Origin of the sequence: Leifsonia sp. C5G2 (genome assembly GCF_013359685.1) — a bacterium.
GTDB lineage: Bacteria > Actinomycetota > Actinomycetes > Actinomycetales > Microbacteriaceae > Leifsonia.
Window position 1 is genome coordinate 59954 of the sequence record NZ_JABFMV010000001.1, and the last position, 24328, is coordinate 84281.

General features: G+C 70.4%; 24 protein-coding genes. 11 read left to right on the top strand and 13 right to left on the bottom strand.

Going from position 1 to position 24328, the window contains the following annotated elements:
- Genes HNO83_RS00260 through HNO83_RS00270 form a run of 3 tightly spaced genes read right to left on the bottom strand, consistent with a single transcriptional unit; the run spans position 1 to position 3179 of the window.
- Entirely contained in the window at positions 1-987 is a 987-nt protein-coding gene (locus HNO83_RS00260; protein ID WP_349627034.1) for a glycosyltransferase family 2 protein, read from the bottom strand.
- Positions 980-1903, bottom strand: coding sequence for an NAD-dependent epimerase/dehydratase family protein (locus tag HNO83_RS00265; protein ID WP_175335513.1), 924 nt, complete (start codon positions 1901-1903; stop codon positions 980-982). Before HNO83_RS00265 ends, HNO83_RS00260 begins: the two co-directional genes overlap by 8 nt.
- On the bottom strand, positions 1896-3179 hold the full coding sequence (locus HNO83_RS00270; RefSeq protein ID WP_349627035.1) for a rhamnosyltransferase WsaF family glycosyltransferase: 1284 nt from the start codon (positions 3177-3179) through the stop codon (positions 1896-1898). The genes HNO83_RS00265 and HNO83_RS00270 overlap by 8 nt, the downstream gene beginning before the upstream one ends.
- A gap of 96 nt (positions 3180-3275) precedes the next feature.
- Here HNO83_RS00270 and HNO83_RS00275 point away from each other — a divergent pair, with 96 nt between their 5' ends.
- A complete protein-coding gene (locus HNO83_RS00275) occupies positions 3276-4148 on the top strand; it encodes a glycosyltransferase family 2 protein (protein WP_249776392.1) in 873 nt (290 codons plus the stop codon).
- A 10-nt stretch (positions 4149-4158) separates the two neighbouring features.
- Here HNO83_RS00275 and rfbA read toward each other — a convergent pair whose 3' ends face one another.
- Entirely contained in the window at positions 4159-5022 is an 864-nt protein-coding gene (rfbA, locus tag HNO83_RS00280; RefSeq protein WP_175335514.1) for a glucose-1-phosphate thymidylyltransferase RfbA, read from the bottom strand.
- A gap of 15 nt (positions 5023-5037) precedes the next feature.
- Positions 5038-5643 (bottom strand): dTDP-4-dehydrorhamnose 3,5-epimerase family protein, encoded by a 606-nt coding sequence (locus HNO83_RS00285; protein WP_175335515.1) that lies wholly within the window; start codon positions 5641-5643, stop codon positions 5038-5040.
- 72 nt (positions 5644-5715) lie between these two features.
- Between HNO83_RS00285 and rfbB the strand changes: the two genes are divergently transcribed.
- The 3 genes from rfbB to HNO83_RS00300 are packed head-to-tail and all read left to right on the top strand — an operon-like array spanning position 5716 to position 8698.
- Positions 5716-6705, top strand: coding sequence for a dTDP-glucose 4,6-dehydratase (gene rfbB / locus HNO83_RS00290; RefSeq protein WP_089913306.1), 990 nt, complete (start codon positions 5716-5718; stop codon positions 6703-6705).
- Positions 6705-7556: a dTDP-4-dehydrorhamnose reductase gene (gene rfbD / locus HNO83_RS00295; protein ID WP_175335516.1), complete on the top strand. Its 852-nt coding sequence runs from the start codon at positions 6705-6707 to the stop codon at positions 7554-7556. The genes rfbB and rfbD overlap by 1 nt, the downstream gene beginning before the upstream one ends.
- Complete coding sequence (locus HNO83_RS00300) at positions 7553-8698, top strand: glycosyltransferase family 4 protein (protein WP_175335517.1); 1146 nt, start codon at positions 7553-7555, stop codon at positions 8696-8698. The genes rfbD and HNO83_RS00300 overlap by 4 nt, the downstream gene beginning before the upstream one ends.
- Here HNO83_RS00300 and HNO83_RS00305 read toward each other — a convergent pair.
- Positions 8683-9921: an acyltransferase family protein gene (locus tag HNO83_RS00305; protein WP_349627036.1), complete on the bottom strand. Its 1239-nt coding sequence runs from the start codon at positions 9919-9921 to the stop codon at positions 8683-8685. The genes HNO83_RS00300 and HNO83_RS00305 overlap by 16 nt on opposite strands.
- A gap of 138 nt (positions 9922-10059) precedes the next feature.
- Here HNO83_RS00305 and purE point away from each other — a divergent pair, with 138 nt between their 5' ends.
- Positions 10060-10563, top strand: coding sequence for a 5-(carboxyamino)imidazole ribonucleotide mutase (gene purE / locus HNO83_RS00310; RefSeq protein WP_175335518.1), 504 nt, complete (start codon positions 10060-10062; stop codon positions 10561-10563).
- Positions 10564-10573: 10 nt separating this feature from the next.
- Positions 10574-11932, top strand: coding sequence for an LCP family protein (locus HNO83_RS00315; RefSeq protein ID WP_175335519.1), 1359 nt, complete (start codon positions 10574-10576; stop codon positions 11930-11932).
- A 2-nt stretch (positions 11933-11934) separates the two neighbouring features.
- Here HNO83_RS00315 and HNO83_RS00320 read toward each other — a convergent pair whose 3' ends face one another.
- Positions 11935-13077, bottom strand: a complete 1143-nt coding sequence (locus HNO83_RS00320) for a 5-(carboxyamino)imidazole ribonucleotide synthase (protein ID WP_175335520.1) — start codon at positions 13075-13077, stop codon at positions 11935-11937.
- A 120-nt stretch (positions 13078-13197) separates the two neighbouring features.
- Here HNO83_RS00320 and HNO83_RS00325 point away from each other — a divergent pair, with 120 nt between their 5' ends.
- Positions 13198-13764 (top strand): GtrA family protein, encoded by a 567-nt coding sequence (locus HNO83_RS00325; RefSeq protein ID WP_175335521.1) that lies wholly within the window; start codon positions 13198-13200, stop codon positions 13762-13764.
- On the opposite strand, the gene HNO83_RS00330 is transcribed toward HNO83_RS00325, so the two are convergent.
- Positions 13726-14283 (bottom strand): PH domain-containing protein, encoded by a 558-nt coding sequence (locus HNO83_RS00330; RefSeq protein WP_249776393.1) that lies wholly within the window; start codon positions 14281-14283, stop codon positions 13726-13728. The genes HNO83_RS00325 and HNO83_RS00330 overlap by 39 nt on opposite strands.
- Positions 14284-14289: 6 nt before the next feature.
- Entirely contained in the window at positions 14290-15051 is a 762-nt protein-coding gene (locus HNO83_RS00335) for a biotin--[acetyl-CoA-carboxylase] ligase (protein WP_175335522.1), read from the bottom strand.
- A 94-nt stretch (positions 15052-15145) separates the two neighbouring features.
- Here HNO83_RS00335 and HNO83_RS00340 point away from each other — a divergent pair, with 94 nt between their 5' ends.
- Positions 15146-16768, top strand: a complete 1623-nt coding sequence (locus tag HNO83_RS00340) for an acyl-CoA carboxylase subunit beta (RefSeq protein ID WP_175335965.1) — start codon at positions 15146-15148, stop codon at positions 16766-16768.
- A complete protein-coding gene (locus HNO83_RS20185; RefSeq protein ID WP_175335523.1) occupies positions 16765-17013 on the top strand; it encodes an acyl-CoA carboxylase epsilon subunit in 249 nt (82 codons plus the stop codon). Before HNO83_RS00340 ends, HNO83_RS20185 begins: the two co-directional genes overlap by 4 nt.
- A 429-nt stretch (positions 17014-17442) precedes the next feature.
- On the opposite strand, the gene HNO83_RS00350 is transcribed toward HNO83_RS20185, so the two are convergent.
- From HNO83_RS00350 to HNO83_RS00365, 4 genes are read right to left on the bottom strand one after another with little or no spacing between them, the layout of a single operon-like run.
- A complete protein-coding gene (locus HNO83_RS00350) occupies positions 17443-18465 on the bottom strand; it encodes a DUF8320 family protein (protein WP_175335524.1) in 1023 nt (340 codons plus the stop codon).
- On the bottom strand, positions 18462-19754 hold the full coding sequence (locus tag HNO83_RS00355; RefSeq protein WP_175335525.1) for a sensor histidine kinase: 1293 nt from the start codon (positions 19752-19754) through the stop codon (positions 18462-18464). The genes HNO83_RS00350 and HNO83_RS00355 overlap by 4 nt, the downstream gene beginning before the upstream one ends.
- Positions 19741-20400, bottom strand: coding sequence for a response regulator transcription factor (locus tag HNO83_RS00360; protein WP_175335526.1), 660 nt, complete (start codon positions 20398-20400; stop codon positions 19741-19743). The genes HNO83_RS00355 and HNO83_RS00360 overlap by 14 nt, the downstream gene beginning before the upstream one ends.
- Positions 20401-20444: 44 nt before the next feature.
- Complete coding sequence (locus HNO83_RS00365) at positions 20445-21737, bottom strand: class I SAM-dependent RNA methyltransferase (protein WP_175335527.1); 1293 nt, start codon at positions 21735-21737, stop codon at positions 20445-20447.
- Positions 21738-21761: 24 nt separating this feature from the next.
- Here HNO83_RS00365 and HNO83_RS00370 point away from each other — a divergent pair, with 24 nt between their 5' ends.
- Together HNO83_RS00370 and HNO83_RS00375 are read left to right on the top strand one after the other, a co-directional pair.
- Positions 21762-22400 carry a Maf family protein gene (locus HNO83_RS00370; RefSeq protein WP_175335966.1) on the top strand — a complete coding sequence of 213 codons (639 nt, stop codon included), beginning with the start codon at positions 21762-21764 and terminating at the stop codon, positions 22398-22400.
- 106 nt (positions 22401-22506) lie between these two features.
- Positions 22507-24270, top strand: coding sequence for an acetyl/propionyl/methylcrotonyl-CoA carboxylase subunit alpha (locus tag HNO83_RS00375; protein ID WP_175335528.1), 1764 nt, complete (start codon positions 22507-22509; stop codon positions 24268-24270).
- The last annotated feature ends 58 nt before the right edge of the window (positions 24271-24328 follow it).

Genomic DNA, 24328 nt, shown 5'->3' on the forward strand with positions numbered 1-24328 from the left:
TTACGCCGCGGTCTTGCGGGAGTGCTCGAGCGACCCGGCGCGGACGGCTTCCTCGTCGTTCACGTCGATCAGAGTCGAGTCGCGATAGCTCTGCCACTTGGCGATCTGATAGGACGGGTTCAGCACCAGCCAGTACAGCTTCCGGCGCCACGAGAAGTCGGGATCGCGGAGGATCCGCAGCGTGTCCCCCACGATCCCCCGCGCCGTGAGCCGCAGCTGGGCGGACCGGGTCATGGGCGGGATGGGGAAGCCGATCTGGCGGAGGCCCACGGTCTCGTCGAACACCCGGAGCCGGTACTCGGCCCGGGTCAGGTCGTTGGAGTGCTCGACCGCCGCTCGGCCCGCATACGCCTTGCGGTACCCGGCCTCGAGCAGGTCGCGGCCGAACAGCTGGTCCTCGGCGTAGCGCACGTCACGGTACGGGACGACGTCCCGCAGGAAGTCGCGGCGGGCCGCAGAGTTGACGTCGGAGTAGAAGCTGATCGCCCCCATGACCCCCTCGTCGCGCACGAAGTCGTCCTTGTAGAACACCGACGTGCCGAAGTCGGGACCGAATCCGGCGAAGACGCCTTTGATCTCGTACTTCAGGAGAGGGAAGCAGCCGGGACGCGGGATCTGCTTGCCCATCACGCCGACGATCTTCTCGTCGAGCTCGAACGGGGCGAGGAGCTCGCGCAGCCACGAGTCCGAGGCCGGGATCGCGTCGTGCGTCAGGTACGCGACGAAGCGGCCGTTCGCCAGCTGCGCGGCCAGATTGCGGGTGCGGCCGTGGCCGAACTCCGAGTTCGGGATCTCGTGGAGCCTCACCTCCGGGAACGAGCGGACGATGCCGAGCGTCCGGTCGGTCGACCCGGAGTCGATGACCAGCACCTCCACCGAACCGGTGTAGTCCTGTCGCCGGATCATCTCGAGGATGCGGGCGAGGTACTCCTCACCGTTGTAGGTGAGGATGGCGATGGTCACGTCCACGGGCTCGGCGTCAGACACGCTGGCTCCTGATCTCTTCGTAGGTTCGCTCGATCCCGGCATGCAGTCCCAGCGGGTGCTCCAGAGGACCGAACTCGTCGTTGTAGCGGGCGGTGTCGAGCACCACCCGCTGCACGAAGGTCGGCGGGGTGGGCCGCACCTCCACAGCGAAGTCGATGCCGGTCACCTCGCGGAGGGTCGACAGGATCTCGCCGACCGTCGAGCCGTGCCCGCTCCCGATGTTGTACAGGCGGTGGCGCGTCGGCCCGTCGACCAGCGGGAGGATCATCCGCACCAGGTCCTCGACGTAGATGTAGTCGCGGACCATGCTCCCGTCGCCGAACTGCACCACCGGTTCGCCGTTCGCGATGCGGCGCAGTGCGATCGGGATGATCCCCTGCTTGCGGTTCGGGTGCTGCCTGGTCCCATAGGGGTTCGAGATGCGCAGGATGGTGTAGTCGAGGCCGTGGGACAGGCGGAAGTACTCCAGGTAGTGCTCGATGGTGAGCTTGCCGATGCCGTAGGGCGAGACGGGGAGCGCCCGGTCGGCTTCGGAGTACTCCGGCTTGCCCTGGTCGCCGTAGATCGCGCCGCCGGTCGACGCGTAGAAGACGCGCTCGACTCCCGCGTTCACGCAGCTCTCGAGCAGTTCCACCGTCTGGGCGACGTTGGTGCGGATGTCGAGCGTGGGGTCGCCGGCGGCGGTGGCGGGAGTCGTCGTGGAGAGGAAGTGGAAGACATAGCGCTGCCCGGCCACCGCCTCCTCCAGATCCGAGCGGCTGAGGAAGTCGCCCGTCACCGTGCGGGCCTCCGCCTGGAACGATGGCCGGGCCGAGAAGCGGTCGAACGCGGTGACGTCGAAGCCCTCGCGCGCGAGCGCGTCGACGAGGTGGGAGCCGAGGAACCCGTTCGCCCCGATGACCGCTGCCCTATCCACGCATCGCCCTCTCGAACGCGGTCACGAACGTCTTCCCGGAGTCCGCCCACGTGGTGCCGGCAACCGACTCGGAGATGCGGCGGGCGTGCTCCGGCGCGTCCGGCCGGTCGATCACTTCGGCGAGCTTTCGGGCGATCGCGACGGGAGAGGCGGGGACGTACTCGATGAAGGGGTTGTCGGACACCATCCGGTTGTTGGGCCCGTCGTTGACGACCGGCACCACACCGCTCGCGAGCAGTTCGAGCGGGAGCAGCGACATGTTCGACAGCGACAGCACCAGACCGGCCGCGCACCGGTTGTACACCGCGTTGAGCTCGCTCAGCTGCAGGCTCGAGAGGTTGGTGTACTCGAACGGGATCTCCCAGTTGGAGACGTCCCAGCCGGCGAGGTTGATCGTCACGTCCGGACGCATCCGCGCGAAGTCCTCCAGGGCGACCAGACCGAACTCGAACGCACGACGCGGGGTCACCGGGCGCGCGTAGAAGAAGATCTCGTTGCGCCGCTCGGTGTTCTCGAACCGGTACAGGCTGCGGTCCACCGAGAAGTCGAAGGAATCGGCCTTCATGCCGAACTCGCTGCTGAGCTTGTGCGCCAGCCAGCCGCCCGCGGTGATCCCGTGGAAACCGAAGCGGTAGGTGTTCTCGGCGAGGAGCGCCTCGGAACCGAGCGGGTAGAACAGGGGCTCGTAGTCCTGCACGAAGTAGAACCGGCGGGCGTTGCCCGGGTCGAGGAAGGCCGGGTACGCCGTCTCCCAGCCGGTGGCGAAGATCGCGTCGGTACCGTCGGCCACACCGGTGGTCCGGTCCCAGACCCGGATCTCGCCCTCGAGATGCGGATACGCCTCGGAGGACTCCAGCATCCCGCGGACGACCTGCAGATCGACCGCGACCTCCCCCGCGTGGTACAGGTACACATCGCAGCGGTGACCCGCCTCCTCCGCGAACTTGATGAAGCGGAAGAGGTTCTGGTGTCCGCCGCTCTCCTTGCCGGGGGGAGACATGATCCAGGCGATGCGCGAGGGGCGATCGACGACAGTGACGGGATCGGTGATGCGGCCGGGCAGCTCGGTCCAGTCGACGGCGGCGGCGTCGCGGAGGTCGACGAGCAGGCGGGGCTTCTGGCTGCCGGTGACCGCATTGACCTTGCCGCGGAGGTAGCCGAGCGTCGCCCGGAGGCCGTGGTTCTTCAGCATCAGCGAGCCGGTCCGGGCCTTCCGCACGATGACACGGGGCCCCCGCTCGACCGCGCGCGTGAAGAGTTTGCCTACAGATGCCACGTCGTTCGTCTTCCTGAGTTTCGCTCTACATCACTGGTACTGGTCGCTGCCGTCCGTAATCTTCCCATACCCGTGTGGGAGCGTCCTTCAGGAGGCATGAAGTACGCTGTCATGGTGCTCCGATCTGTTGAAGCGACGGCCGTCGTGACCGTCAGCTACAACTCGAGCAGCCAGCTGGACTCGTTCCTCTCCTCGCTCGACGAGGAGCTGCGGGCCGGCGTTGCGGTCGTCATCGCGGACAACGCGTCGTCCGATGTCCGGTCGTCCGAGGCGATCGCCCAAGCGCACGGAGCCCGTGTCCTCCCGCTCGCCGACAACCTCGGCTACGGCGGCGCCGTCAACCGCGCGGTCGCATCGCTGCCCGAGACGGTGGATGCGGTGCTGATCTGCAACCCCGACGTCCTGGTCGGCGAGGACGCACTCGACGCGCTCCGCGCGCGGCTCGACGCGGAGCCCACGATCGGCGCGGTCGGGCCGCGGATCCTGAACGAGGACGGGACCCTGTACCCGTCCGCCCGCCGCATTCCGTCGCTGCGCACCGGCATCGGGCACGCCCTGTTCGTGCGGGTCTGGCCCGGCAACCCCTGGACGAAGGCCTACCGCTCGGAGAACCAGGTGAGCGCCCGCGACGTCGGCTGGCTGTCCGGGGCCTGCCTGCTCGTGCGCCGCTCGGTGTTCGAGGAGCTCGGCGGGTTCGACGAGGGCTACTTCATGTACTTCGAGGATGTCGACCTCGGCTACCGGATCGGGCGGGCCGGATTCCGCAACCGGTACGAGCCCGCCGCGTCCGTCGTCCACGTGGGCGGACTGTCGACCCAGGCGGAGTCGCGCCGCATGGTGCGCGTGCACCACGCGAGCGCGTACCGCTTCCTTGCCAACAAGTACCCCGGTCCGCTGCTCGCCCCGGTCCGCACCGTGCTGCGCGCCGCACTGGCGGCGCGCGCGTGGCTGCTGACCCGCCGGCCTTAGCGCCGCGCCCTCACCCCTCGACGAGGCGCATCAGGTAACGCCCGTAGCCGCTCTTGACGAGCGGCTTCGCCAGCTCGGTCATCGCGGCGTCGTCGATCCACCCGGCGCGCCAGGCGATCTCCTCGATGCAGCCGACCTTGAAGCCCTGACGGTCCTCGATCACGCGCACGTACTCCGAGGCCTGCATCATCGACTCGAACGTTCCGGTGTCGAGCCAGGCGGTACCGCGGTCGAGCACCTGCACCTGCAGCGTGCCCGCCTCCAGGTAGCGCTCGTTGACGGTGGAGATCTCCAGCTCGCCCCGGGCGCTCGGCTCGATCGTCTTCGCGATCTCCACGACCGAGTTGTCGTAGAAGTACAGGCCGGGGACGGCATAGGTGCTCTTCGGCTGCGCCGGCTTCTCCTCGATCGAGATCGCCTTGAAGTCGTCGTCGAACTCCACCACGCCGTACGCCTTCGGGTCGCTCACCTGGTACGCGAAGATCAGGGCGCCGTCGATGTCGGTGTGGTTGCGCAGCGCCGAGCCCAGGCCGGTGCCGTGGAAGATGTTGTCGCCGAGCACCAGCGCCACCGACTCGTCGCCGATGAACTCCTCACCGATGATGAACGCCTGCGCGAGGCCATCGGGCGAGGGCTGCACCGCGTACTCGATCCGGATGCCGAGGTGCGAGCCGTCGCCGAGGAGTGCCCGGAACTGCTCGTTGTACTCCGGCGTCGTGATGATGAGGATCTCGTTGATCCCCGCCATCATGAGCGTGGACAGCGGGTAGTAGACCATCGGCTTGTCGTAGATGGGCATCAGCTGCTTCGAGATGCCCTTGGTGATGGGCCACAGCCGGCTGCCGGATCCGCCGGCGAGGATGATTCCGCGCATGTGTGGAACGATTCCTTACTTCTTGTCGAGGGACGCGTAGAAGGCTCGCGCCGCATCCCAGGTGGGGAGAAGACCGCTCTCGGCCGCCTCGGCGAGGCCCGGCGCGTCGGTGTCCTTCGGGGACAGGAGCAGCTCGTCGGCCGGGATCGGGAACTCCAGCCCGATGTCGCCGTCGAGCGGGTCGATGCCGTGCTCGCGGGTGGGGTTGTAGACGTCGGTGACGAGGTAGCTGACGGTCGCGTCGTCGGTGAGCGCCACGAAGCAGTGGCCGACGCCCTCTGCGACGTAGACCGCCCGGCGGTCCTTGTCGTCGAGGAGCACGGAGTCCCACTGCCCGTACGTCGGCGAGCCGACCCGGATGTCGATCACGAAGTCGAGCACGGCGCCGTGCGGAGCCATGACGTACTTGGCCTGGCTCGGCGGGATGTCGGCGAAGTGGATGCCGCGCACGGACCCGCGCCGGGAGACCGAGGTGTTGCCCTGCTTCAGGTCGAGCGGATGGCCGACCGCCTCCTCGAGCCGGTCGAACCGGTAGAACTCGAAGAACAGCCCGCGGTCGTCCGGATGCTGTCGAGGGGTGATCTCGTAGGTGTCGGGGATCGAGAGCTCGCGGATCTGCACCACGGGAGTCTACCAATCGGCGACCTGTAGACTCTCAGGCGGTTTCCCGACAGAAAAGAGCCTGGACTCCTTATGAAGATTCTCGTCACTGGCGGGGCCGGATTCATCGGCTCCAACTTCGTCCGCCGCACCCTGCAGGACGCCTACCCCGGACTCGAGGGCGCAGAGGTCGTCGTGCTCGACGCGCTGACCTACTCCGGCAACCTGGCGAACCTCGCCCCGGTCGCCGACTCGCCGCGGTACACGTTCGTCAAGGGCGACATCCGCGACGGCGGCCTGCTCGACGAGCTCTTCCCGACGGTGGACGCGGTGGTCCACTTCGCCGCGGAGTCGCACGTCGACCGCTCGGTGCGCGACGCGTCGATCTTCGTCGAGACGAACGTGCTCGGCACGCAGCAGCTGCTCGACGCGGCGCTGCGCAACAACCTGAAGCGCTTCGTCCACGTGTCGACCGACGAGGTCTACGGCTCCATCGCCGAGGGCTCCTGGGCGGAGGACCGCCCGCTCGAGCCGAACTCCCCGTACTCTGCGTCGAAGGCCGGGAGCGACCTGCTCGCCCGCAGCTACTTCCGCACGCACGGCCTGAACCTCTCGATCACGCGCTGCTCGAACAACTACGGCCCGTACCACTTCCCCGAGAAGGTCATCCCGCTGTTCGTCACCAACCTGATCGACGACAAGCACGTGCCGCTGTACGGCGAGGGAAACAACATCCGCGACTGGCTGCACGTGGACGACCACACCCGCGGCATCGCCATGGTGCTGGTCAACGGCCGCGCCGGCGAGATCTACAACATCGGCGGCGGCACAGAGCTGACCAACAAGGAGCTCACCCAGCTGCTGCTCGACGCCACCGGCAAGGACTGGTCGTACGTCGACCGCGTCGCCGACCGGCTCGGCCACGACCTGCGCTACTCGGTCGACATCTCCAAGATCCGGTCGGAGCTCGGCTACGAGCCGCTCGTCCCGTTCCAGCAGGGCCTGGCCGACGTGGTGCAGTGGTACCGCGACAACCGCGCCTGGTGGGAGCCGCTGAAGGCCCGCGCGGCGCTCGACAACTGATGACGCGTTACCTGATCGCCGGTGCGGCGGGACAACTCGGCACGGATCTGCGGAAGGCCCTGGCCGGACGCGACGTGACCGCGCTGACCCGCGCCGACCTCGACGTGACCGACCGGGACGCGGTGCTCGCCGCCGTCGCCGGTCACGACGCCGTGATCAACGCCTCCGCCTACACGAAGGTGGACGATGCGGAGACGCACGAGGACGAGGCGTACGCGATCAACGCGCTCGGCACCGAGAACCTCGCCGTGGCGGCCGCCCGCAACGAAGCCCGGTTCGTGACGTTGTCGACGGACTACGTCTTCGACGGCCACGCGACGACCCCGTACGCCGAGGACACCCCGCGCGACCCGATCAACGCCTACGGGCGCACGAAGGCCGCGGGCGAGGAGCTCGCGCTCGCGGCGCACCCGGACGGCACCTACGTCGTGCGCACCGCCTGGCTGTACGGCGCGGGCGGCGCGAACTTCGCCAAGACCATGGTGAAGCTCGCCGCGAGCCACGAGACCGTGAGCGTCGTCGACGACCAGCTCGGCCAGCCGACGTGGACGGGCGACCTCGCCGCCCAGATCGTCGCACTGCTCGACGCCGACGCCCCCGCGGGCGTCTATCACGGCACGAACGCCGGCGAGACATCGTGGTACGGCTTCGCGCGCGCGGTGTTCGCGCAGGCGGGGCTCGATCCCGAGCGGGTGAAGCCGACCGACAGCGCGACCTTCGTGCGGCCCGCACCGCGTCCCTCCTACTCGGTGCTCGGGCACGACGGCTGGTCGCGTGCCGGCCTCTCCCCCATGCGACCGTGGGAGGACGCCCTGGCGGCGGCGGCCGCGGAGGGGCTCTTCGCGGAATGATCACCCTGCGCGTTGTCGTCGACGAACTCGTCTCCGACGAGCCGGGCGGCGCGCGCCGGTACACCGAGGAGCTGACCCGGCAGCTGATCGCGACGGCCCCGCGCGGCTGCGAGGTCGAGGGGATCCTCTCGAACGTGTCCGACGAGCAGCTGGAGGAGGTGCGCAGGCGTCTCCCCGGCATCGCGACCCTCACCCGCCTGCCGCTCGCCCGCCGGGAGCTCTCGCTGGCGTGGCAGTCGGGCCTCGCCGTCGGCGGCGCCTCCGGGATGCTGCACGCACCCACCCTGCTCGCCCCGCTGCGCAAGCACGACCGGCTCGAGCACCAGCAGGTCGCGGTCACCATCCACGACACCCTGGCCTGGACGCACCCGGAGTCTCTCGGCACGGGCGCCACCCTCTGGACCAAGACGATGGCGAAGCGTGCGCGCAGACACGCGGACGCGGTCGTCGTCCCGACGCACGCGGTGGCCGACCGGCTCGCGGAGTTCATCGACTTCGGCGACCGCATCCGGGTCATCGGCGGTGCTCCGGCCACGACGTTGCGCCTTCCCGCGGACGCCGACGAGCGGGCGGAGCGCCTCGGCCTCCCCGAGCGCTACGCCTTCACCCTCGGCACCGTCGAACCGCGCAAGGGGCTCGCTCCCCTGATCCGCGCGATGGCGCGGCCCGAGGTGCAGGAGCTCCCGCTGCTCATCGCCGGGCCCGACCGCGTCGGCGAGCGCTCGGCCACCGGGGTCGCGGCGGCTGCGGGCCTCCCGGAGGACCGCGTCCGCCCGCTCGGCCGGCTGGAGGACGCCGACCTCGCGGTCGCGCTCGACCGTGCGACCCTCTTCGTGTACCCGAGCCTCGCGGAAGGCTTCGGCCTGCCGATCGTGGAAGCTTTCAAGTTCGGGCTGCCCGTCGTCCACTCCGACGACCCAGCGCTGGTCGAGGTGGCCGCCGGGGCGGGCGTCGTCGTGCAGCGTCCGGAGACGGCCGGCGACGACGCCGCCTACACGGAGCGTCTGGCGACGGCCATTGGCCGGGTGCTCTCCGACGGCGAGCTGCGCTCGCATCTGAGCGTGCTGGCGTCAGACCGGGCGAGGGCGTTCAGCTGGCGCGACTCCGCCGAGCGGGTCTGGCAGCTTCACGCCGACCTCTGAGCGGTCTCCCGGGTCCGGGTCTCGCGCTCGGCCTCCGCGGTCTGCTCCTCCTCGCGGCCGAACCAGGTGCGGTAGCGCTCCGACGCCCAGGCGCCCACCGACTTCGACCACAGGTGGCTGCGCTTCTCGATGAGCCAGGTGAAGCCCACGGCGACCAGCACGGCGACCGGGATTCCGAAGAGGAACGGGCCGACGAACCAGGGCTGGTCAGCGAAGAGGTACGTGCTGAAGATCAGGATCGGCACGTGCACCAGGTAGAGGCTGAACGAGATCGTCCCGGAGAACTGCACCGGGCGGCTCTCGAACAGGGCGCGCAGCGGCTTCCAGCCGAGGACGACCACCACCAGGCCCGCGGCCGCGAGCGGCACCATGCCCTTGAGGATCGGCTCCACCTCGGTGAGGTCGCCGACGCCGGGGCCGACCAGCCACGGGGCGATCAGGAGCAGGAGGCTTCCGACGGTGAGGCCGGCCCACAGTGGGTGCCGGTACCAGTGCGAGTTGATGCGGTCGGCGACGTTGCGCACGGCGTCGAGCCGGACCGCGAGCACCGCGCCGACGAAGAACGCGGGCAGGTACTGCAGCTCGCCGGAGCCGGCGTGCACGCCGAGGTAGGTGAGGGCGCAGGCGGCGAGCAGTCCGCCGATCCACCACTTGCGGACCGCGAGGGCGAGCACGGCGAAGATCGGCAGCGCGAGCGAGAAGACGAGCTCCCAGCGCAGCGACCACAGCGGGTTGTTGATCTGCCCGTCGCCGCCGAGCAGATCCCACGCCTTCACGATGTACTCCCAGCCGAAGTTCGGCGTCGAGGAGTTGCTCAGCCACGTCCCCTTCGGCTGGGTGGAGACCTGCGGGATCGCCATGACCCAGACCGCGGCGAGCAGCACCGAGGCCATCACCGGAACGAGCAGCCGGACCGCGCGGCGCGGGAAGTACGCGACCCAGTCGAAGCCGCGCTTGCGGATGACCGGGAGCGTGACGACGAGCCCGGAGAGCACGAAGAACACGATCACCGACTCCACGCCTGCCGTGAACAGCTTCAGCGGCGTGTAGCTGATCCACCACATCGCCGAACCCGTCGGTGCGCTCCCGCCCCCGGGCGCGCCGGGGAAGTCCGGGTTCGTGTACATGGCATGGTGCAGCAGGACGACCACCGCGGCGACGCCGCGGAGACCGTCGAGCGCGGCCAGCCGGCCGCCCGTGGCGTGTCTCGTCTTCTCTCCCACGCTTCCACCTGTACCCGTCATAGGCGGGCGACGCTACGGGCTTGCGCTGGGCAGTTCCTGTGACCTATTCAGGGGACAGCTGGGTGACCTCCGCGTGGCGGCGCGGTCCCAGGGCAGCCTCCACCTAGCATGTTCGCTATGCCCGAGAACACGTCACCGCTGGTCTCCGTCGTCATGGGGTCCGACTCCGACTGGTCGGTCATGCAGGAGGCGTCGCGCGTTCTCACCGAGTTCGGGATCGCGCACGAGGTCGAGGTCGTCTCGGCGCACCGGACGCCCGAGAAGATGATCGGCTTCGGCAAGGAGGCCGCCGGGCGCGGCATCCGGGTGATCATCGCCGGAGCCGGCGGAGCCGCGCACCTGCCCGGGATGCTCGCCGCCGTGACGACGCTTCCCGTGGTCGGCGTGCCCGTGCCGCTCGCACGCCTCGACGGCCTGGACTCCCTGCTGTCCATCGTCCAGATGCCGGCCGGCGTCCCGGTCGCGACCGTCTCGATCGGCGGTGCGCGCAATGCGGGCCTGCTGGCCGTCAAGATCCTCGCCACCTCCGACCCCTCCCTCAGCGAGGCGCTCGCCCGGTTCTCCGCCGACCTCGAGGCGAGTGTCGAGCAGAAGAACCAGGCACTCAAATCCCAGCTGTGAGCCGCACCCCATGACCATCGCAACCCCGCTGCGCCACCCCGACACCACCTCGTCGCACACCATGACGAAGCGCGGATGGTGGCTGGTCACGATGAACGTCCTGCTGCCCGGGTCCGCGCAGCTGCTCGCGGGCAACCGCGTCCTGGGCCGCGTCGGCGTTCTCTCGACACTGCTGCTGTGGCTGCTGGGGATCGTGACGCTCCTGGTCTACCTGGTCTCCCCGTCGTCCATCTATACGCTGTTCACGCAGGCCGGGAGCCTGACCCTCGTGCAGACCGTGCTGATTGTGTACGCGGTGCTCTGGGTGGTGCTCACGCTCGACACGCTGCGCCTGGTCCGTCTCGTGCGCACCAGCCGGAACTCCCGGGGCTGGATCGCGGCGTTCTCCGTGCTCGTGCTCGTCGGCCTCACCGGGACGGCCGGGTACGCCTCCGTCGTCGCCGGCTCCGCGCGCGGCGCCCTCGGCGACATCTTCTCGGCCGGGCCGTCGCAGCCTCCCGTGAACGGCCGCTACAACATCATGCTGCTCGGCGGCGACGCCGGCCCCGACCGCGAGGGGCTCCGCCCCGACAGCATGTCGATCGTCAGCATCGACGCGAACACCGGCCAGGCCGTCACCGTCGGACTCCCCCGCGACCTCGACCCCGTCCCCTTCCCGGCGAAGTCGCCGCTCCACGCCCTGTACCCGGACGGCTACGGCTACGACGGCCGCTGCGACGTCGACGTCTGCCAGCTGAACTCGATCTACACCGAGGTGGAGCTCTACAAGCCCGACCTGTACCCGAATGCGAAGAAGAACGGCAGCGAGCCCGGCATCGAGGCGATGCGGGACGCACTGGAGGGCGCGACCGGCCTCACCATCCAGTACTACGTGCTGATCGACATGCAGGGCTTCGCCGACCTGGTGGACGCGCTGGGCGGCGTCGACATCACGGTGAAGGACCGCATCCCGATCGGCGGCGACGAGAACCTCAACGGCGTCGTGGAGTGGATCGAGCCGGGCAAGCGCCACCTCGACGGCTACCACGCCCAGTGGTACGCCCGCGCCCGGCACGGCTCCAGCGACTACGACCGCATGGCGCGCCAGCGCGAGCTGCAGGACGCCATCCTCAAGCAGGTGAACCCGGTCAATGTGGTGTCGAAGTTCCAGGACATCGCCCACGCGGGCGCGCAGGTGATGAAGACGGACATCCCGCAGTCGATGCTCGGCTACTTCGTCGACCTGGGGATGAAGACCCGGAAGCTCCCCGTGCAGCAGCTGGAGCTCGTGCCTCCGACGATCGACCCGGAGAACCCGGACTACACGCAGATCCGCCAGCTCGTGCGGCAGGCGCTGACCCCGGCGACCGCGAAGCCGTCCGGCTCCTAGGCTCAGCCCTCGAAGTATGCCGCGGCCGCGCGGGCGCGGTACACGACATCGTCGAGGTCCTCGCCGCCGACGACCGTGACGTGTCCGACCTTGCGGCCGGGGCGCGGCGCCTTGCCGTAGCCGTGGAACTTCGCCTCGGGATGCGCGGCGAGCGCGGCCGGGTAGCGGTCCTGCAGCGTGCCCTCGCTCGGGCCGCCGAGGATGTTCACCATGACCGACCAGTCGGCCCGCGGCTCGGTCGAGCCGAGCGGCAGGTCGAGCACAGCGCGCAGGTGCTGCTCGAACTGGCTCGTCACCGCGCCCTCGATCGACCAGTGGCCGCTGTTGTGCGGGCGCATGGCGAGCTCGTTGACGAGCACGCGTCCGTCGGTGGTCTCGAACAGCTCGACCGCGAGCACGCCGGTGACGCCGAGCCCCTCGGCGACGCGGTGCGCGATGTCGGCGGCCGCCTCCGCCACGCGTCCGGCCGATCCGGGCGCCGGCGCGAGCACCTCGGCGCAGACGCCGTCCCGCTGCACCGTCTCCACCACCGGCCAGGACGCGATCTCGCCGGACGGACGGCGGGCGACCAGCTGCGCCAGCTCGCGCCGGAACGGCACCAGTTCCTCGACCAGGAGGGCGCCGCCACGGCCGTCCTCGGCGAGCGCCAGGAACCAGTCGTCCGCGCCGCTCGCATCGGAGACCACGCGAACGCCCTTGCCGTCGTAGCCGCCCCGGGCGGTCTTCACCACGGCCCGGCCGCCATGGTCCGCGAGGAAGGCGCCCAGCTCGTCGGCCGACTCCACCCGCGCCCAGTCGGGCACCGGGAGACCCAGCTCGGTCAGCTTGGCGCGCATCTGCAGCTTGTCCTGCGCGTAGAGGAGCGCGTCCGGCCCCGGGTGCACCGGGACGCCGCGCGAGACCAGCTCGCGCAGGATCGCCTGCGGCACGTGCTCGTGGTCGAACGTGATCACATCGACCGTCTCGGCGAATGCCAGCACGGTGTCCAGGTCGCGATAGTCGCCCACTCCCGTCGCCGCGATGTCGGCGCTCATCCCCTCGGCCTCCTCGAGCACGCGGATCTCGACGCCGAGCTCGATCGCCGGAGAGATCATCATCCTGGCCAGCTGACCTCCGCCGATGACGCCGATCTTGTGACTAGCCATGGACCACTCGCTCCTCTGATACTTTTCATGCTGGCAGGGGGTGATTCACAGGTACGCGAAACCTGCTCCGCGTACTGTGACGAACGCACTGACCATCTTTCCTTATCTTCAGGCGGGGGCATGACGAGAGAAGCACCGACGCCGGCGCGCAAGGCGCGGCTCCTCCCGCAGCTGATCAAGTTCGGCGCGGTCGGGGCGGTCGGCTTCGTCGTGAACCTGGTCGTCTTCAACGTGATGCTCCTGATCGTCCTGCGGGGCGTCCCGCACGCGACGATCTACTCGACCGTCATCGCGACGGTCATCGCCATCCTCACGAACTGGATCGGCAACCGGTACTGGGCGTTCTCGGGTCAGCGCCAGCACAGCGCCGCACGCGAAGGCGTCGAGTTCTTCGTGGTCAGCCTCGCGACCGGGACGGGCATCCCGCTGGTCTGCGTGTGGGTGTCGCACTACCTCCTCGGGATGCAGAACCCCGTCGCCGACAACATCTCGGCCAACATCGTGGGGCTCGCCATCGGCATGCTGGCCCGGTTCGCGCTGTACCGCTGGTGGGTGTTCTCGCCGGACCGGGCGGCCCGAAAGACTCCGGCGACGGCCGCTGCGCCGCGCCCGGCCCGCGCCGAGGTGCCCGTCGTGACCGGGTCGACGCTAGCGCGCACCCCAGACGGTCGTCTCGTCGGAGACTGACTCCGACTGCTGGCGGCGGATCGCCACGACGGTCTGCGAGTGGTCCATCAGCTCGCTCAAGGCGCGCTGCACCTGGTCGGCCTTGGGGACGTCCTTCAGCACCACCGGGTGCTCGAGCCCCGAGTTGATGAGCACGTCTCCGGAGCGGAACGCGCTCTGCAGCCAGGTGCGGCGGACCTGGACGTCGTAGCCGCGGCTGTGCAGCAGCTCCTGCCGCACCCGGACGAAGAAGCCGTGCCGGATGATCAGCCTGCGCGTCGTGATCGTGTACCGGCGGCTGAGCCACGCGGCCAGCGGGAGCAGGAACAGCAGCAGCACCACGGCGGCGGCCGCCGACCACAGCAGCACGACCTCCCAGACCTGCTCGACCTGGCCCGCGAAATAGCCGACGGCACCGGCGGCGGCGACCAGGGCGAGGCTCGGCCAGAACAGCCGGCGGGCGTTCGAGCGCAGCCGGGCGATCACGCGCTCGGGCGGCTGGGCGGGCTGCGCGGCGGTCCCGTCCATGCTGCTGGTCATGCTCAATTAATACCGCAGGTGCGTCACGTCGCCCGCTGCGACCGCGGTGCGGCCCGCATCCGACTCCACGATCAGCCGGCCGTCGTCGTCGATGCCGACCGCCGTGCCGAGCAGGTCCTCCCCCGACGGCAGCTGGACGCGCACCCGACGGCCGATGGTGTGGCACGCCTCCACCACCTCGTCGCGCAGCGCGCTGCGGTTCGGGTCGCCGCTCGCGGCTAGGAAGTCGCGGTACAGCGTCGACAGCTGGATGAGGTAGGCAGAGAGCACCGCGTCGGGGTCGACCGCGTCGGCGCCCGCGAGCGCGAGGGAGGTCGAGGTCGCCGTCGGCAGCTGCTCCCGCGTCTGCACGAGGTTCACCCCGGCGCCGATCACGAGACCCGACATGCCGGGCAGCAGCTCGGCGAGGATGCCGCAGACCTTGTCCCCGTCGATCAGGACGTCATTGGGCCACTTCACCTGGACCCCGCCCGGGACGAGCGGCCCGAGCGCGCGGCTCATCGCCAGCCCGGCCAGCAACGGGAACCAGCCGAACGACGCCGGAGGAAGCCCCACGGGCTTCAGCAGGACCGAGATGGCGAGCGCCGTCCCCGGCGGGGTCACCCAGTCCCGCCCCAGCCGGCCGCGGCCCCCGGTCTGATTGCCGGTGACGAGCACGGCGAGGTCGGGAAGGTCTCCCGCGCGGGCGCTCAGGACGTCGTTGGTCGAGCCCGCCTCGGGCAGGACCTCGAGCACGGGGACGATGGCACGGCTGCGTCGGAACTCCACACGCACAGTCTCCCGCACTGGGCCTCTCCGCCAGTGCAGGCACGTGGATTTGTAGGAATTCCTCAAAGGCATGCCCATTCGACTGGCCGGTAGAGTGAACGGCGTGACCGACACCGAACCCCGTCAGACCGAACAGCTCCCCGACCTGACCACCACCGCCGGCAAGCTCGCCGACCTGAAGGAACGGTTCCACGAGGCCGTGACCGCGAGCGGGCAGGCGGCCATCGAGAAGCAGCACGCCAAGGGCAAGCTGACCGCGCGCGAGCGCATCGACCTCCTCCTCGACCAGGGCTCCTTCGTCGAGTTCGACGAGTTCGTGCGCCACCGGACCCACGCCTTCGGCATGGAGGCCAAGCGCCCGTACGGCGACGCCGTCGTCACCGGGGTCGGCACCATCCACGGCCGCAACGTCGCCGTGTTCAGCCAGGACTTCACGATCTTCGGCGGCTCGCTCGGCGAGGTCGCGGGCGAGAAGATCATCAAGGTGATGGACCACGCGCTCAAGACCGGGGTGCCGATGATCGGCATCCTCGACTCCGGCGGCGCGCGCATCCAGGAGGGCGTCGTCGCGCTGGGCAAGTACGGCGAGATCTTCCGCCGCAACACCGCCGCATCCGGTGTCATCCCGCAGATCTCCATCGTCATGGGCCCGGCAGCCGGCGGCGCGGTGTACTCCCCCGCCCTCACCGACTTCGTGATCATGGTCGACAAGTCGAGCCACATGTTCGTCACCGGTCCCGACGTGATCAAGACCGTCACCGGCGAGGACGTCGGCTTCGAGGAGCTCGGCGGCGCGCTCACCCACAACAAGGTGTCCGGCGTCTCCCACTACCTGGCGAGCGACGAGGAGGACGCGCTCGACTACGCGCGCACCCTGCTCAGCTACCTGCCGCAGAACAACCTGGCGGAGCTCCCCACCTTCCAGGCGGAGCCGGAGCTCGAGATCACGGACGCCGACCGCCGCCTCAACACGGTCATCCCGGACTCCCCGAACCAGCCCTACGACGTGAAGACGGTCATCGAGGGGATCGTCGACGACGGCGAGTTCCTGGAGGTGCAGCCGCTGTTCGCGCCGAACATCGTCATCGGGTTCGCGCGCGTAGAGGGCCGCTCGGTCGGCATCGTCGCCAACCAGCCCAGCTCCATGGCCGGGACGCTGAACATCGATGCGGGCGAGAAGGCCTCCCGGTTCGTCCGCTTCTGCGACGCGTTCAGCATCCCGATCCTCACCCTCGTCGACGTGCCGGGCTACCTGCCGGGCACCGACCAGGAGTGGACGGGCGTCATCCGGCGCGGCGCCAAGCTGCTGTACGCGTACGCGGAGGCCACCGTCCCACTGGTGACGATCATCACGCGCAAGGCGTACGGCGGCGCGTACATCGTCATGGGCTCGAAGCAGCTGGGCGCCGACATCAACCTGGCCTGGCCGACGGCGGAGATCGCGGTGATGGGCGGACAGGGCGCGGTCAACATCCTGTACCGCGGCGAGATCAAGCGCGCGGAGGAGGCAGGCGAGGATGTCGCGGCCGTCCGCACCAAGCTCGCCAACGAGTACACGTACAACGTCGCGAGCCCGTTCCTCGCGGCGGAGCGGGGCGAGCTGGACGGTGTGATCGAGCCGGCCGCGACGCGCGTCTCTGTGATCAAGGCGCTGCGGGCGCTGCGCACCAAGCGCGCGTCCCTCCCTCCGAAGAAGCACGGGAACATCCCGCTGTGAGCGCGCACTCCGCAGAGGGCGCGAGCGCACTCGACCCGTCGGAGCTCCGGTTCCTCACGCCGGGCGTGACGCCGGAGGAGGTCGCCGCGGTGACGGCCGTGCTCGCCGCCGCCGCGGCCGAGCAGGCGGAGGCCGCCACGGAGGCACGGGCCGAGCACGGTCCCGACGGCTGGGCTCGGACGCAGCGCGCGCTGCGCTCCGAGCTGCGTCCCGGCCCCGGCGCCTGGCGCGGATTCTCCGGCTGATGTACCCCGATCACGGGGTCCCCCGCGTGCAGGACGCGCGGAAACGTCCGGATGCGCCTCGAACGGGGGTCGTGCTGTGTCCCCCGCTGTCCTCCAAAATGACGACTATGTAATTGCTGGGAGTGCCGTCAATATAGTTATTGCTAGGTGTCTCTCCTCGTGAGTCACACCGCCAATCACTCGCCGACTAGGGTAAGCGGGCGAGTGCTTTGGGGGCGAGTCAGGGCGATATTCGGGTTGTCGCCCTGACTCGGGGTTTGAAAAGGGGCCGACAATTCGGGTGTCGGCCCCTTTCTCCTCGTTAAGGGGCCGCATACCTGGCGCCGTTCGTGACGAATCGCTGCGACTCGTGACGAACGCCCGCGATTCGTGAGGAACGCCCGCGACTCGTGACGAACGCCCGCGATTCGTGACGAACCCGCTCAGGCCTCAGGCGACCGGGCGGGGGATCTCCAGCCAGAGGTCGACCTCGTCGTCCTCCGTGTCCGCTCCGAGGGCGTTCGCCGCGCCGTCATCCGACATGCGCAGGCCGACGACCGTGACGGCCGTCTTCGAGGAGCGGGGGACGGTGCGGACGATCAGCTTGTCCGTCGTCGTGCCGCGGATGGCGTCCGCCAGCCGCCTGAGCACGGTCTCGAGCCCGCGCTGGTCCAGGTCGTCGATGCCGCCCTCGTCGAGAAGGCTCACGACGACCCCGCGCCGGCGCGCATCCATCACCTCGCGGCGCACGTCGTCGTTGAGTAGACGCCTGCCGCGGATCTCGTCGCGGATCGCGCCCTCCAGGTAGCGGCACTCGCGCCGCTCCGCCTCGGTGAGGTCTCCCCCGCGGCGGACGATCTCCGCAAGCATCGGCGCCGCGACCCGGTACGTCTGCCGCAGCCGCAGCTGACGCTCCATCACGTGAGCCTCCTGCGCGGCCTGCCATTCGGTCGCCTCGCGCTCCGCCCGCGCGAACTGCAGCGCATCCCGCCCCGCCTTCGCCAGCGAACCGGAGATCACGACCGCCACGCCGACCCAGACCACGGAGCCGATCACTCCCAGACCGGCGAGCGCGCCGAGTCCGGCCCAGACGACCGTCTGGACGGCGAGGAACCCGACGCCGGCCCACGCCACGAGCTGCTGCCGCCGCACCGCGCAGATGGTCATCAGCGTGCCGACGGCGGCGACGTACCAGGTGGCGTAGCCGTTGTCCTTCGCCGGGTCGAGCTGGCTGGTGACGAGGATCGGGATGACGACGCACACGGCCAGGTCGAACGCCGCGAGCCAGAGCGGCATCTTCGTCGGACTGGTCGGCCACAGGCTCAGGATGGTCGCCACGGCGTAGAGGACCATCGCGACCACAGCCGGCCCCGGCGATCGCGGCGTCGAGAGCGACGACAGGGCGAGGAACAGGTGATAGGTCGAGAACAGCGCGCCGAGGCTCAGGAAGAGGACGCGATTGAGCGTGATCACCCGCCGACCTCCCGCTGGCCGGAGGAGACCGGCTCGTGGAGGGCTGCGGCGCCCGGCTGCGGCTGGGCCGCGGGCCACAGGATGGTCACCGTCGTCCCCTCGCCCGGCACGGAGGCGATCTCGGCGGTCCCGCCGACCTTCGCGATCCGGTCCCGGATGCTGATCCGCAGCCCCAGCCGCTCCGCCGGCACCTCCGACTCGCTGAAGCCGCGGCCGTCGTCCCGCACGACGACCTCCACGGTCGCCGCCGGGCTCCCGCCGCGGATCGAGACGCTGCGCGCGACCTCCGGCCCGCCCGCATGCTGGATGCTGTTCACCATCGCCTGCACGGCGGCCGAGTAGAGGGCGTCGGCGACGTTCACGGGCAGGGTGTGCACCTCGACGTCGCGCACCTCCACCTCGAACGGCGAGGAGAACGCGTTCGCCGCCGTGACGAGCCGGTCGGAGAGACTGTCGAGCCCGACGAGCGACTGGTCCTCCGGCGGCGCCGCCTCGGCCGCGTGGAGGTGCCCGATGGCGTCGGCGGCCATCGCGGCGGCCAGCTCCTTCTGCTCGGGCGACCGCGCCGACGCGGCCGACAGGAGCGTCGTGAGCACGCTGTCGTGCACGATCGCATCGACCTGCACGCGCTCGACCTCGGTGGCGTGCTGCCGGACCGCCGTCGCGTAACGCGCGAGCGCCTGGCTCTGGGCCGCGTCCACCGCGCTCGATGCCTGGCGCATCATCGCGATGATGGCGAGGATGACGCCGCCGAGGATGATGGCGTAGATCGTGTCGAGGGCGGCCAGCTCGAAGCCGACCCCGCCGCCGGCCGGAAGAGCACGGACGACGCCGTAGGCGATCGGCGCGATGAAGGTGTACGCGATCGCGAGCCAGAGCGGGTAGGCCACGGCGGCGAACGCCGTGAACACCGAGCAGAGGAACCAGACCCACGGCTTGTCGGAGCCGAACGCGCTCGGGTGGGCCACCAGCAGCGGCCAGGTGACGATCGCGGCGAGGTAGACGACGGCGAGGACGCCCATGGCGATCTTCACGCCCCGCTGCACGATCGCGAGCAGGACGGTGAAGGCGAGGCCGCCGAACACGATGACCAGCCACACGAGACCCCACGGCTCGCGCAGGTCCTTCAGCTGGCCGAGCGCCGTCGGGAGGGTCTGCAGGCCGAAGACGAGGCCGAAGGCCGAGACCGTGCGATCGGCGATGCGCTCGATGCGCGCCCGGCTGAGGGGGTTGCGGGGCTTCGCCGACTCCAGCGGGAGCCCCGGGCGGACCCCGCTAGGAGCGCTCATTGCCCGTCTCGGGATCGAGCCCGGGGAGGATGCCGTCCTCCACCGCCCGCCGGAGGAGGTCCACCTTGGTCGGGGCGGGACGGCCGACCTCCACGTACTTGACGCGGATGCGGTCGAGGTACTCGCGTGCGGTCGAGTTCGCGATGCCCAGCTGGGCGGCGACCGCCTTCAGCGGGAGGCCGGAGGCGTAGAGGTGGAGCACATCGCGCTCCCGGCGGCCGAGCTGCGCCTTCGCGAAGTCGCTGTCTGCATCGATCGCGGTCGCCCACTCCAGGTTGTTGAGCACGTCGCCCCGGGCGACGGTCGCGATCGCGCTGATGACCGTCGTGGTCGGCGAGGACTTCGGGATGACACCGGCGGCGCCCGCGGCGAGCGCCTCGCGCACGCTGGCGACGCGGTCGGCGATGCTGTGCACCAGCACGGCCGCGCCCGTGGCCTGGGCGCGCTTGACGTTGTCGGTCACCTTGGAGCCGTCGCCGAGGGAGAGGTCGAGCACGACGACGTCGCACTCCTGCGAGCCCAGCTGGGCGACGAAGTCGTCGACGGTGGGTGCGGTGACGACCACCTCGTACCCCGCGTCCTGACAGGCCGCCTTCAGCCCCAGACGCACGGACTCGTGATCGTCGACGATTGCCACCCGCACCATGCTGACCATCGTAGGGGGTGAACGCTCTCAGGAGGGCGGACCGCTCAGCGCGTCAGCGTGGCGACCGCTTCGACGTGGTGCGTGTTCGGGAAGAGGTCGAACGCGCGCATCCCGCGCAGAGCGTAGCCGTGACCGGCGAAGAACGCGAGGTCGCGGGCGAGAGCCACGGGGTCGCAGGCGACGTAGACGACCTGCGCGGGGTCGAGCGACGAGATCGCGTCGACCACCTCGCGTCCGGCGCCGGAGCGCGGCGGGTCGAGCACGACCGTGGCCGCGCGCAGGCGGGCGCGCTCGGTCGCAGAGGCGTCGGATGCGAGCCGGGCGACGAAGCGCTCCACCCGGTCCGTGACCGCGGCGGCGCCCACCCAGTCGGCGAGGTTCTCCGCGGCGTCGTCGGTGGCGGCCTCGCTGCTCTCGACCGACGTGATGCGCAGCGTGGAGCCGAAGCGGTCGCCCAGCGCCGCGGCCAGGAGCCCGACGCCGCCGTAGAGGTCGAGGTTGGCGGCGCGCGGGTCGAACAGCGCCTCGTCGACGGCGGACGCGACCGCGGTCGTCAGGGTCTGCGCCGCTCCGCGGTGCACCTGCCAGAATCCGCGGGCGTCGAGGCGGAACTCGCGGTCGCCGACGCGCTCCCGGATGGGAACGGGCGCGCGGCGCGGACGCACGGTGCGTCTTCCCGAGCGGACCGGCGGTTCGTTGACGAGCACGTGCGACGCGCCGAGGCCCGTGGCCACCACATCCACCGACTCGGCACCGGGGAAGAGCCGGCCGAACGGCGTGGCCTCCTGCACGAGAGGGGTCGCCAGCGGGTGGTCCTCGACCGGGATGACCGTGTGCGACCGCGGGGCGAACGGGCCGATCCGGCCTTCCGCGTCGACCTGCAGGCGCACCCGCGTGCGCCACCCGGTGCCGTCCGGGGTCTCGTCGTCGACGGGCTCGACCTCCACCCGGCCGCCGCCGAGGCCCGCCGCGGCGATGGCCTCGGGCGCGAGCTTCGCAGTGCGCTGCAGGGCGTCCTCGATCACCCGGCGCTTCAGCTCGCGCTGGTGCTCCAGCCGGATGTGGCCGAACTCTGCGCCGCCCGCGCGCTGCCCCGGCGCGCGGTCGACGGAGGCCGCCGACCACACGTGCGGCTGCCGCTCAGCCGACGCCTCCACGACCTCCACCACCTCGCCGCGCCAGAACCGGTCGTGGCTGGTGTCCGCGATGCGGGCGCGCACCCGCTCCCCCGGCATCGTGTCCGGCACGAAGACGACCCGTCCCTCGTGGCGGGCGACGAACACGCCTCCGTGGGCGACGTTGGTAATGTCGAGCTCGACCTCGTCCTTCTGGGGCATCCTTCGAGCATCCCACAGGTGACCATGCGCCTCTACCTCGCCTCCACCTCGCCCGCCCGGCTCGCCCTGCTGCGGGCGGCGGGCATCGAGCCGATCGTCGTGCCGTCGCACGTCGACGAGCCGGCCGCGGTCGCGGCGGCGGAGGCCGAGCACGGGCCGCTCGACGCCGGCAGGATGGTGCAGCTGCTCGCCCGTCTCAAAGCGGAGGCCGTGCGCGGCACCCTGGACGGGGAGCCCATCGACGGGCTCATCCTGGGCGGCGACTCCGCCTTCGCGATCGACGGCGCCATCCACGGCAAGCCGCACCTCCCCGAGGTCGCACGGGACCGCTGGCTGCAGCAGCGCGGCCGCACGGGCGTGCTGCACTCCGGCCATTGGCTGATCGACCACCGGGAGGGGCGCGAGAACGCCGCCGCCGGCCGTACCGCGGTCGCGTCGGTGACCTTCGCCGACGTGACCGACGCCGAGATCGACGCGTACGTCGCGAGCGGAGAGCCGCTGGAGGTGGCCGGGGCGTTCACGATCGACAGCCTCGGCGGCCCGTTCATCACCGCGGTGGACGGCGACCCGAGCACCGTGGTCGGACTCTCGCTCTCGACGCTGCGCGAGATGGTGCGCGAGCTCGGCGTGGAGTGGACCTCGCTCTGGAATCGCGGCCGCTGACCCGCGGACGATGTCCCGGCGTTGTAGGCTGCATGAGTTTCGCGGGCACCATTTTTGTCGGGTTCGCCCAAATCCACTCTGATATCGAGCAATAGGCTAGGGAACTGTGCCACGTATCACCAAGGTTTTGATCGCCAACCGCGGCGAGATCGCCGTCCGCGTCATCCGTGCGGCGAAGGACAGCGGCATCGCGTCCGTCGCCGTGTACGCGGACCAGGATCGCGACGCCCTCCATGTCCGGCTCGCGGACGAGGCCTATGCGCTGGACGGGACCACGAGCGCCGAGACGTACCTCGTCATCGACAAGCTGCTCTCGGTGGCGCGCCGCTCCGGCGCGGACGCCGTGCACCCGGGCTACGGCTTCCTGGCCGAGAACGCGGACTTCGCGCGCGCCGTCATCGGTGCGGGGCTGACCTGGATCGGGCCGTCTCCCGAGGCCATCGAGCGCCTGGGCGACAAGGTCTCGGCCCGGCACGTCGCCGAGAAGGTCGGCGCACCGCTGGCACCGGGCACGCTGAACCCGGTCGCCGACGCAGCCGAGGTGCTCGACTTCGTCGACGTGTACGGCCTGCCGGTCGCCATCAAGGCGGCGTTCGGCGGCGGCGGACGCGGCCTCAAGGTCGCCCGCGCCCGCGAGGAGGTCGCCGAGCTCTTCGAGTCGGCCACCCGTGAGGCGATCGCGGCGTTCGGCCGCGGCGAGTGCTTCGTCGAGAAGTACCTCGACCAGCCGCGCCACGTCGAGACCCAGTGCCTCGCCGACGCGTACGGCAACGTGGTCGTCGTCTCCACCCGCGACTGCTCGCTGCAGCGCCGCCACCAGAAGCTCGTCGAGGAGGCGCCGGCGCCGTTCCTGACGCCGGAGCAGACCGAGAAGCTGTACACATCGTCGAAGGCGATCCTCAAAGAGGTCGGCTACCAGGGGGCGGGCACCTGCGAGTTCCTCATCGGCAAGGACGGCACCGTCTCCTTCCTCGAGGTGAACACCCGCCTCCAGGTCGAGCATTGCGTCTCCGAGGAGGTCACCGGCATCGACCTGGTGCGCGAGCAGTTCCGCCTCGCCGAGGGCGGCGAGCTCGACTACGACGACCCGGCTCCGCTCGGCCACTCGTTCGAGTTCCGCATCAACGGCGAGGACGCCGGCCGCAACTTCATCCCCTCCCCCGGTCCCGTGCACGTCTTCAAGGCGCCGGGCGGGCCCGGTGTCCGCATCGACAGCGGCATCCAGGCCGGCGACGTGATCAGCGGGTCCTTCGACTCCATGCTCGCCAAGCTGATCGTCACCGGCGCCAGCCGCGAGGAGGCGCTCGAGCGCTCCCGCCGCGCGCTCGACGAGTTCGAGGTCGCCGGGCTTCCGACCGTGCTCCCGTTCCACCGCGCCATCGTCCGCGACCCCGCGTTCGCCCCGCAGGACGGCGAGCCGTTCTCCGTCTACACCCGCTGGATCGAGACCGAGTGGGTCAACGAGATCGAGCCGTGGTCGGGCGAGCTGGGCAACCAGCCGGCCGCGGAGCGCCGCAGCAACGTGGTGGTCGAGGTCGGCGGAAAGCGGATCGAGGTGTCGCTGCCCGCCAAGCTGCTGAGCGGTGGCGCCGGCGAGCCCGCCGCTGCTCCCGCGCCACGCCGTCGCGGCGCGTCGAGCGCGGTCGACACGGCCACCGGCGACTCGGTCACCGCGCCCATGCAGGCGACCGTCGTGAAGGTCGCCGTCGCCGACGGCGACCCGGTCGTCAAGGGAGACCTGGTGCTCGTGCTCGAAGCCATGAAGATGGAGCAGCCGCTCACCGCCCACAAGGACGGCACGATCTCCGGCATCAACGCCGCGGTCGGCGAGACGGTCTCGTCGGGCCACCTGCTGCTCAACATCGTCTGACGGCTCACACCGCCGCGCGCCATTCGTGCCGAATGAGCGCTATTCGTGACGAATAGCG

Bases quoted from the DNA above. Each gene is read 5' to 3' on its own strand.
- HNO83_RS00370 (WP_175335966.1), top strand. From the start codon at position 21,762: ATGCGCCTCTACCTCGCCTCCACCTCGCCCGCCCGGCTCGCCCTGCTG.
- rfbD (WP_175335516.1), top strand. From the start codon at position 6,705: ATGACGCGTTACCTGATCGCCGGTGCGGCGGGACAACTCGGCACGGAT.
- HNO83_RS00355 (WP_175335525.1), bottom strand. From the start codon at position 19,754: ATGAGCGCTCCTAGCGGGGTCCGCCCGGGGCTCCCGCTGGAGTCGGCG.
- HNO83_RS00325 (WP_175335521.1), top strand. From the start codon at position 13,198: ATGACGAGAGAAGCACCGACGCCGGCGCGCAAGGCGCGGCTCCTCCCG.
- rfbA (WP_175335514.1), bottom strand. From the start codon at position 5,022: ATGCGCGGAATCATCCTCGCCGGCGGATCCGGCAGCCGGCTGTGGCCC.
- HNO83_RS00320 (WP_175335520.1), bottom strand. From the start codon at position 13,077: ATGGCTAGTCACAAGATCGGCGTCATCGGCGGAGGTCAGCTGGCCAGG.
- HNO83_RS00330 (WP_249776393.1), bottom strand. From the start codon at position 14,283: ATGACCAGCAGCATGGACGGGACCGCCGCGCAGCCCGCCCAGCCGCCC.
- HNO83_RS00300 (WP_175335517.1), top strand. From the start codon at position 7,553: ATGATCACCCTGCGCGTTGTCGTCGACGAACTCGTCTCCGACGAGCCG.
- HNO83_RS00365 (WP_175335527.1), bottom strand. From the start codon at position 21,737: ATGCCCCAGAAGGACGAGGTCGAGCTCGACATTACCAACGTCGCCCAC.
- rfbB (WP_089913306.1), top strand. From the start codon at position 5,716: ATGAAGATTCTCGTCACTGGCGGGGCCGGATTCATCGGCTCCAACTTC.
- HNO83_RS00360 (WP_175335526.1), bottom strand. From the start codon at position 20,400: ATGGTGCGGGTGGCAATCGTCGACGATCACGAGTCCGTGCGTCTGGGG.
- HNO83_RS00315 (WP_175335519.1), top strand. From the start codon at position 10,574: ATGACCATCGCAACCCCGCTGCGCCACCCCGACACCACCTCGTCGCAC.
- purE (WP_175335518.1), top strand. From the start codon at position 10,060: ATGCCCGAGAACACGTCACCGCTGGTCTCCGTCGTCATGGGGTCCGAC.
- HNO83_RS00275 (WP_249776392.1), top strand. From the start codon at position 3,276: ATGAAGTACGCTGTCATGGTGCTCCGATCTGTTGAAGCGACGGCCGTC.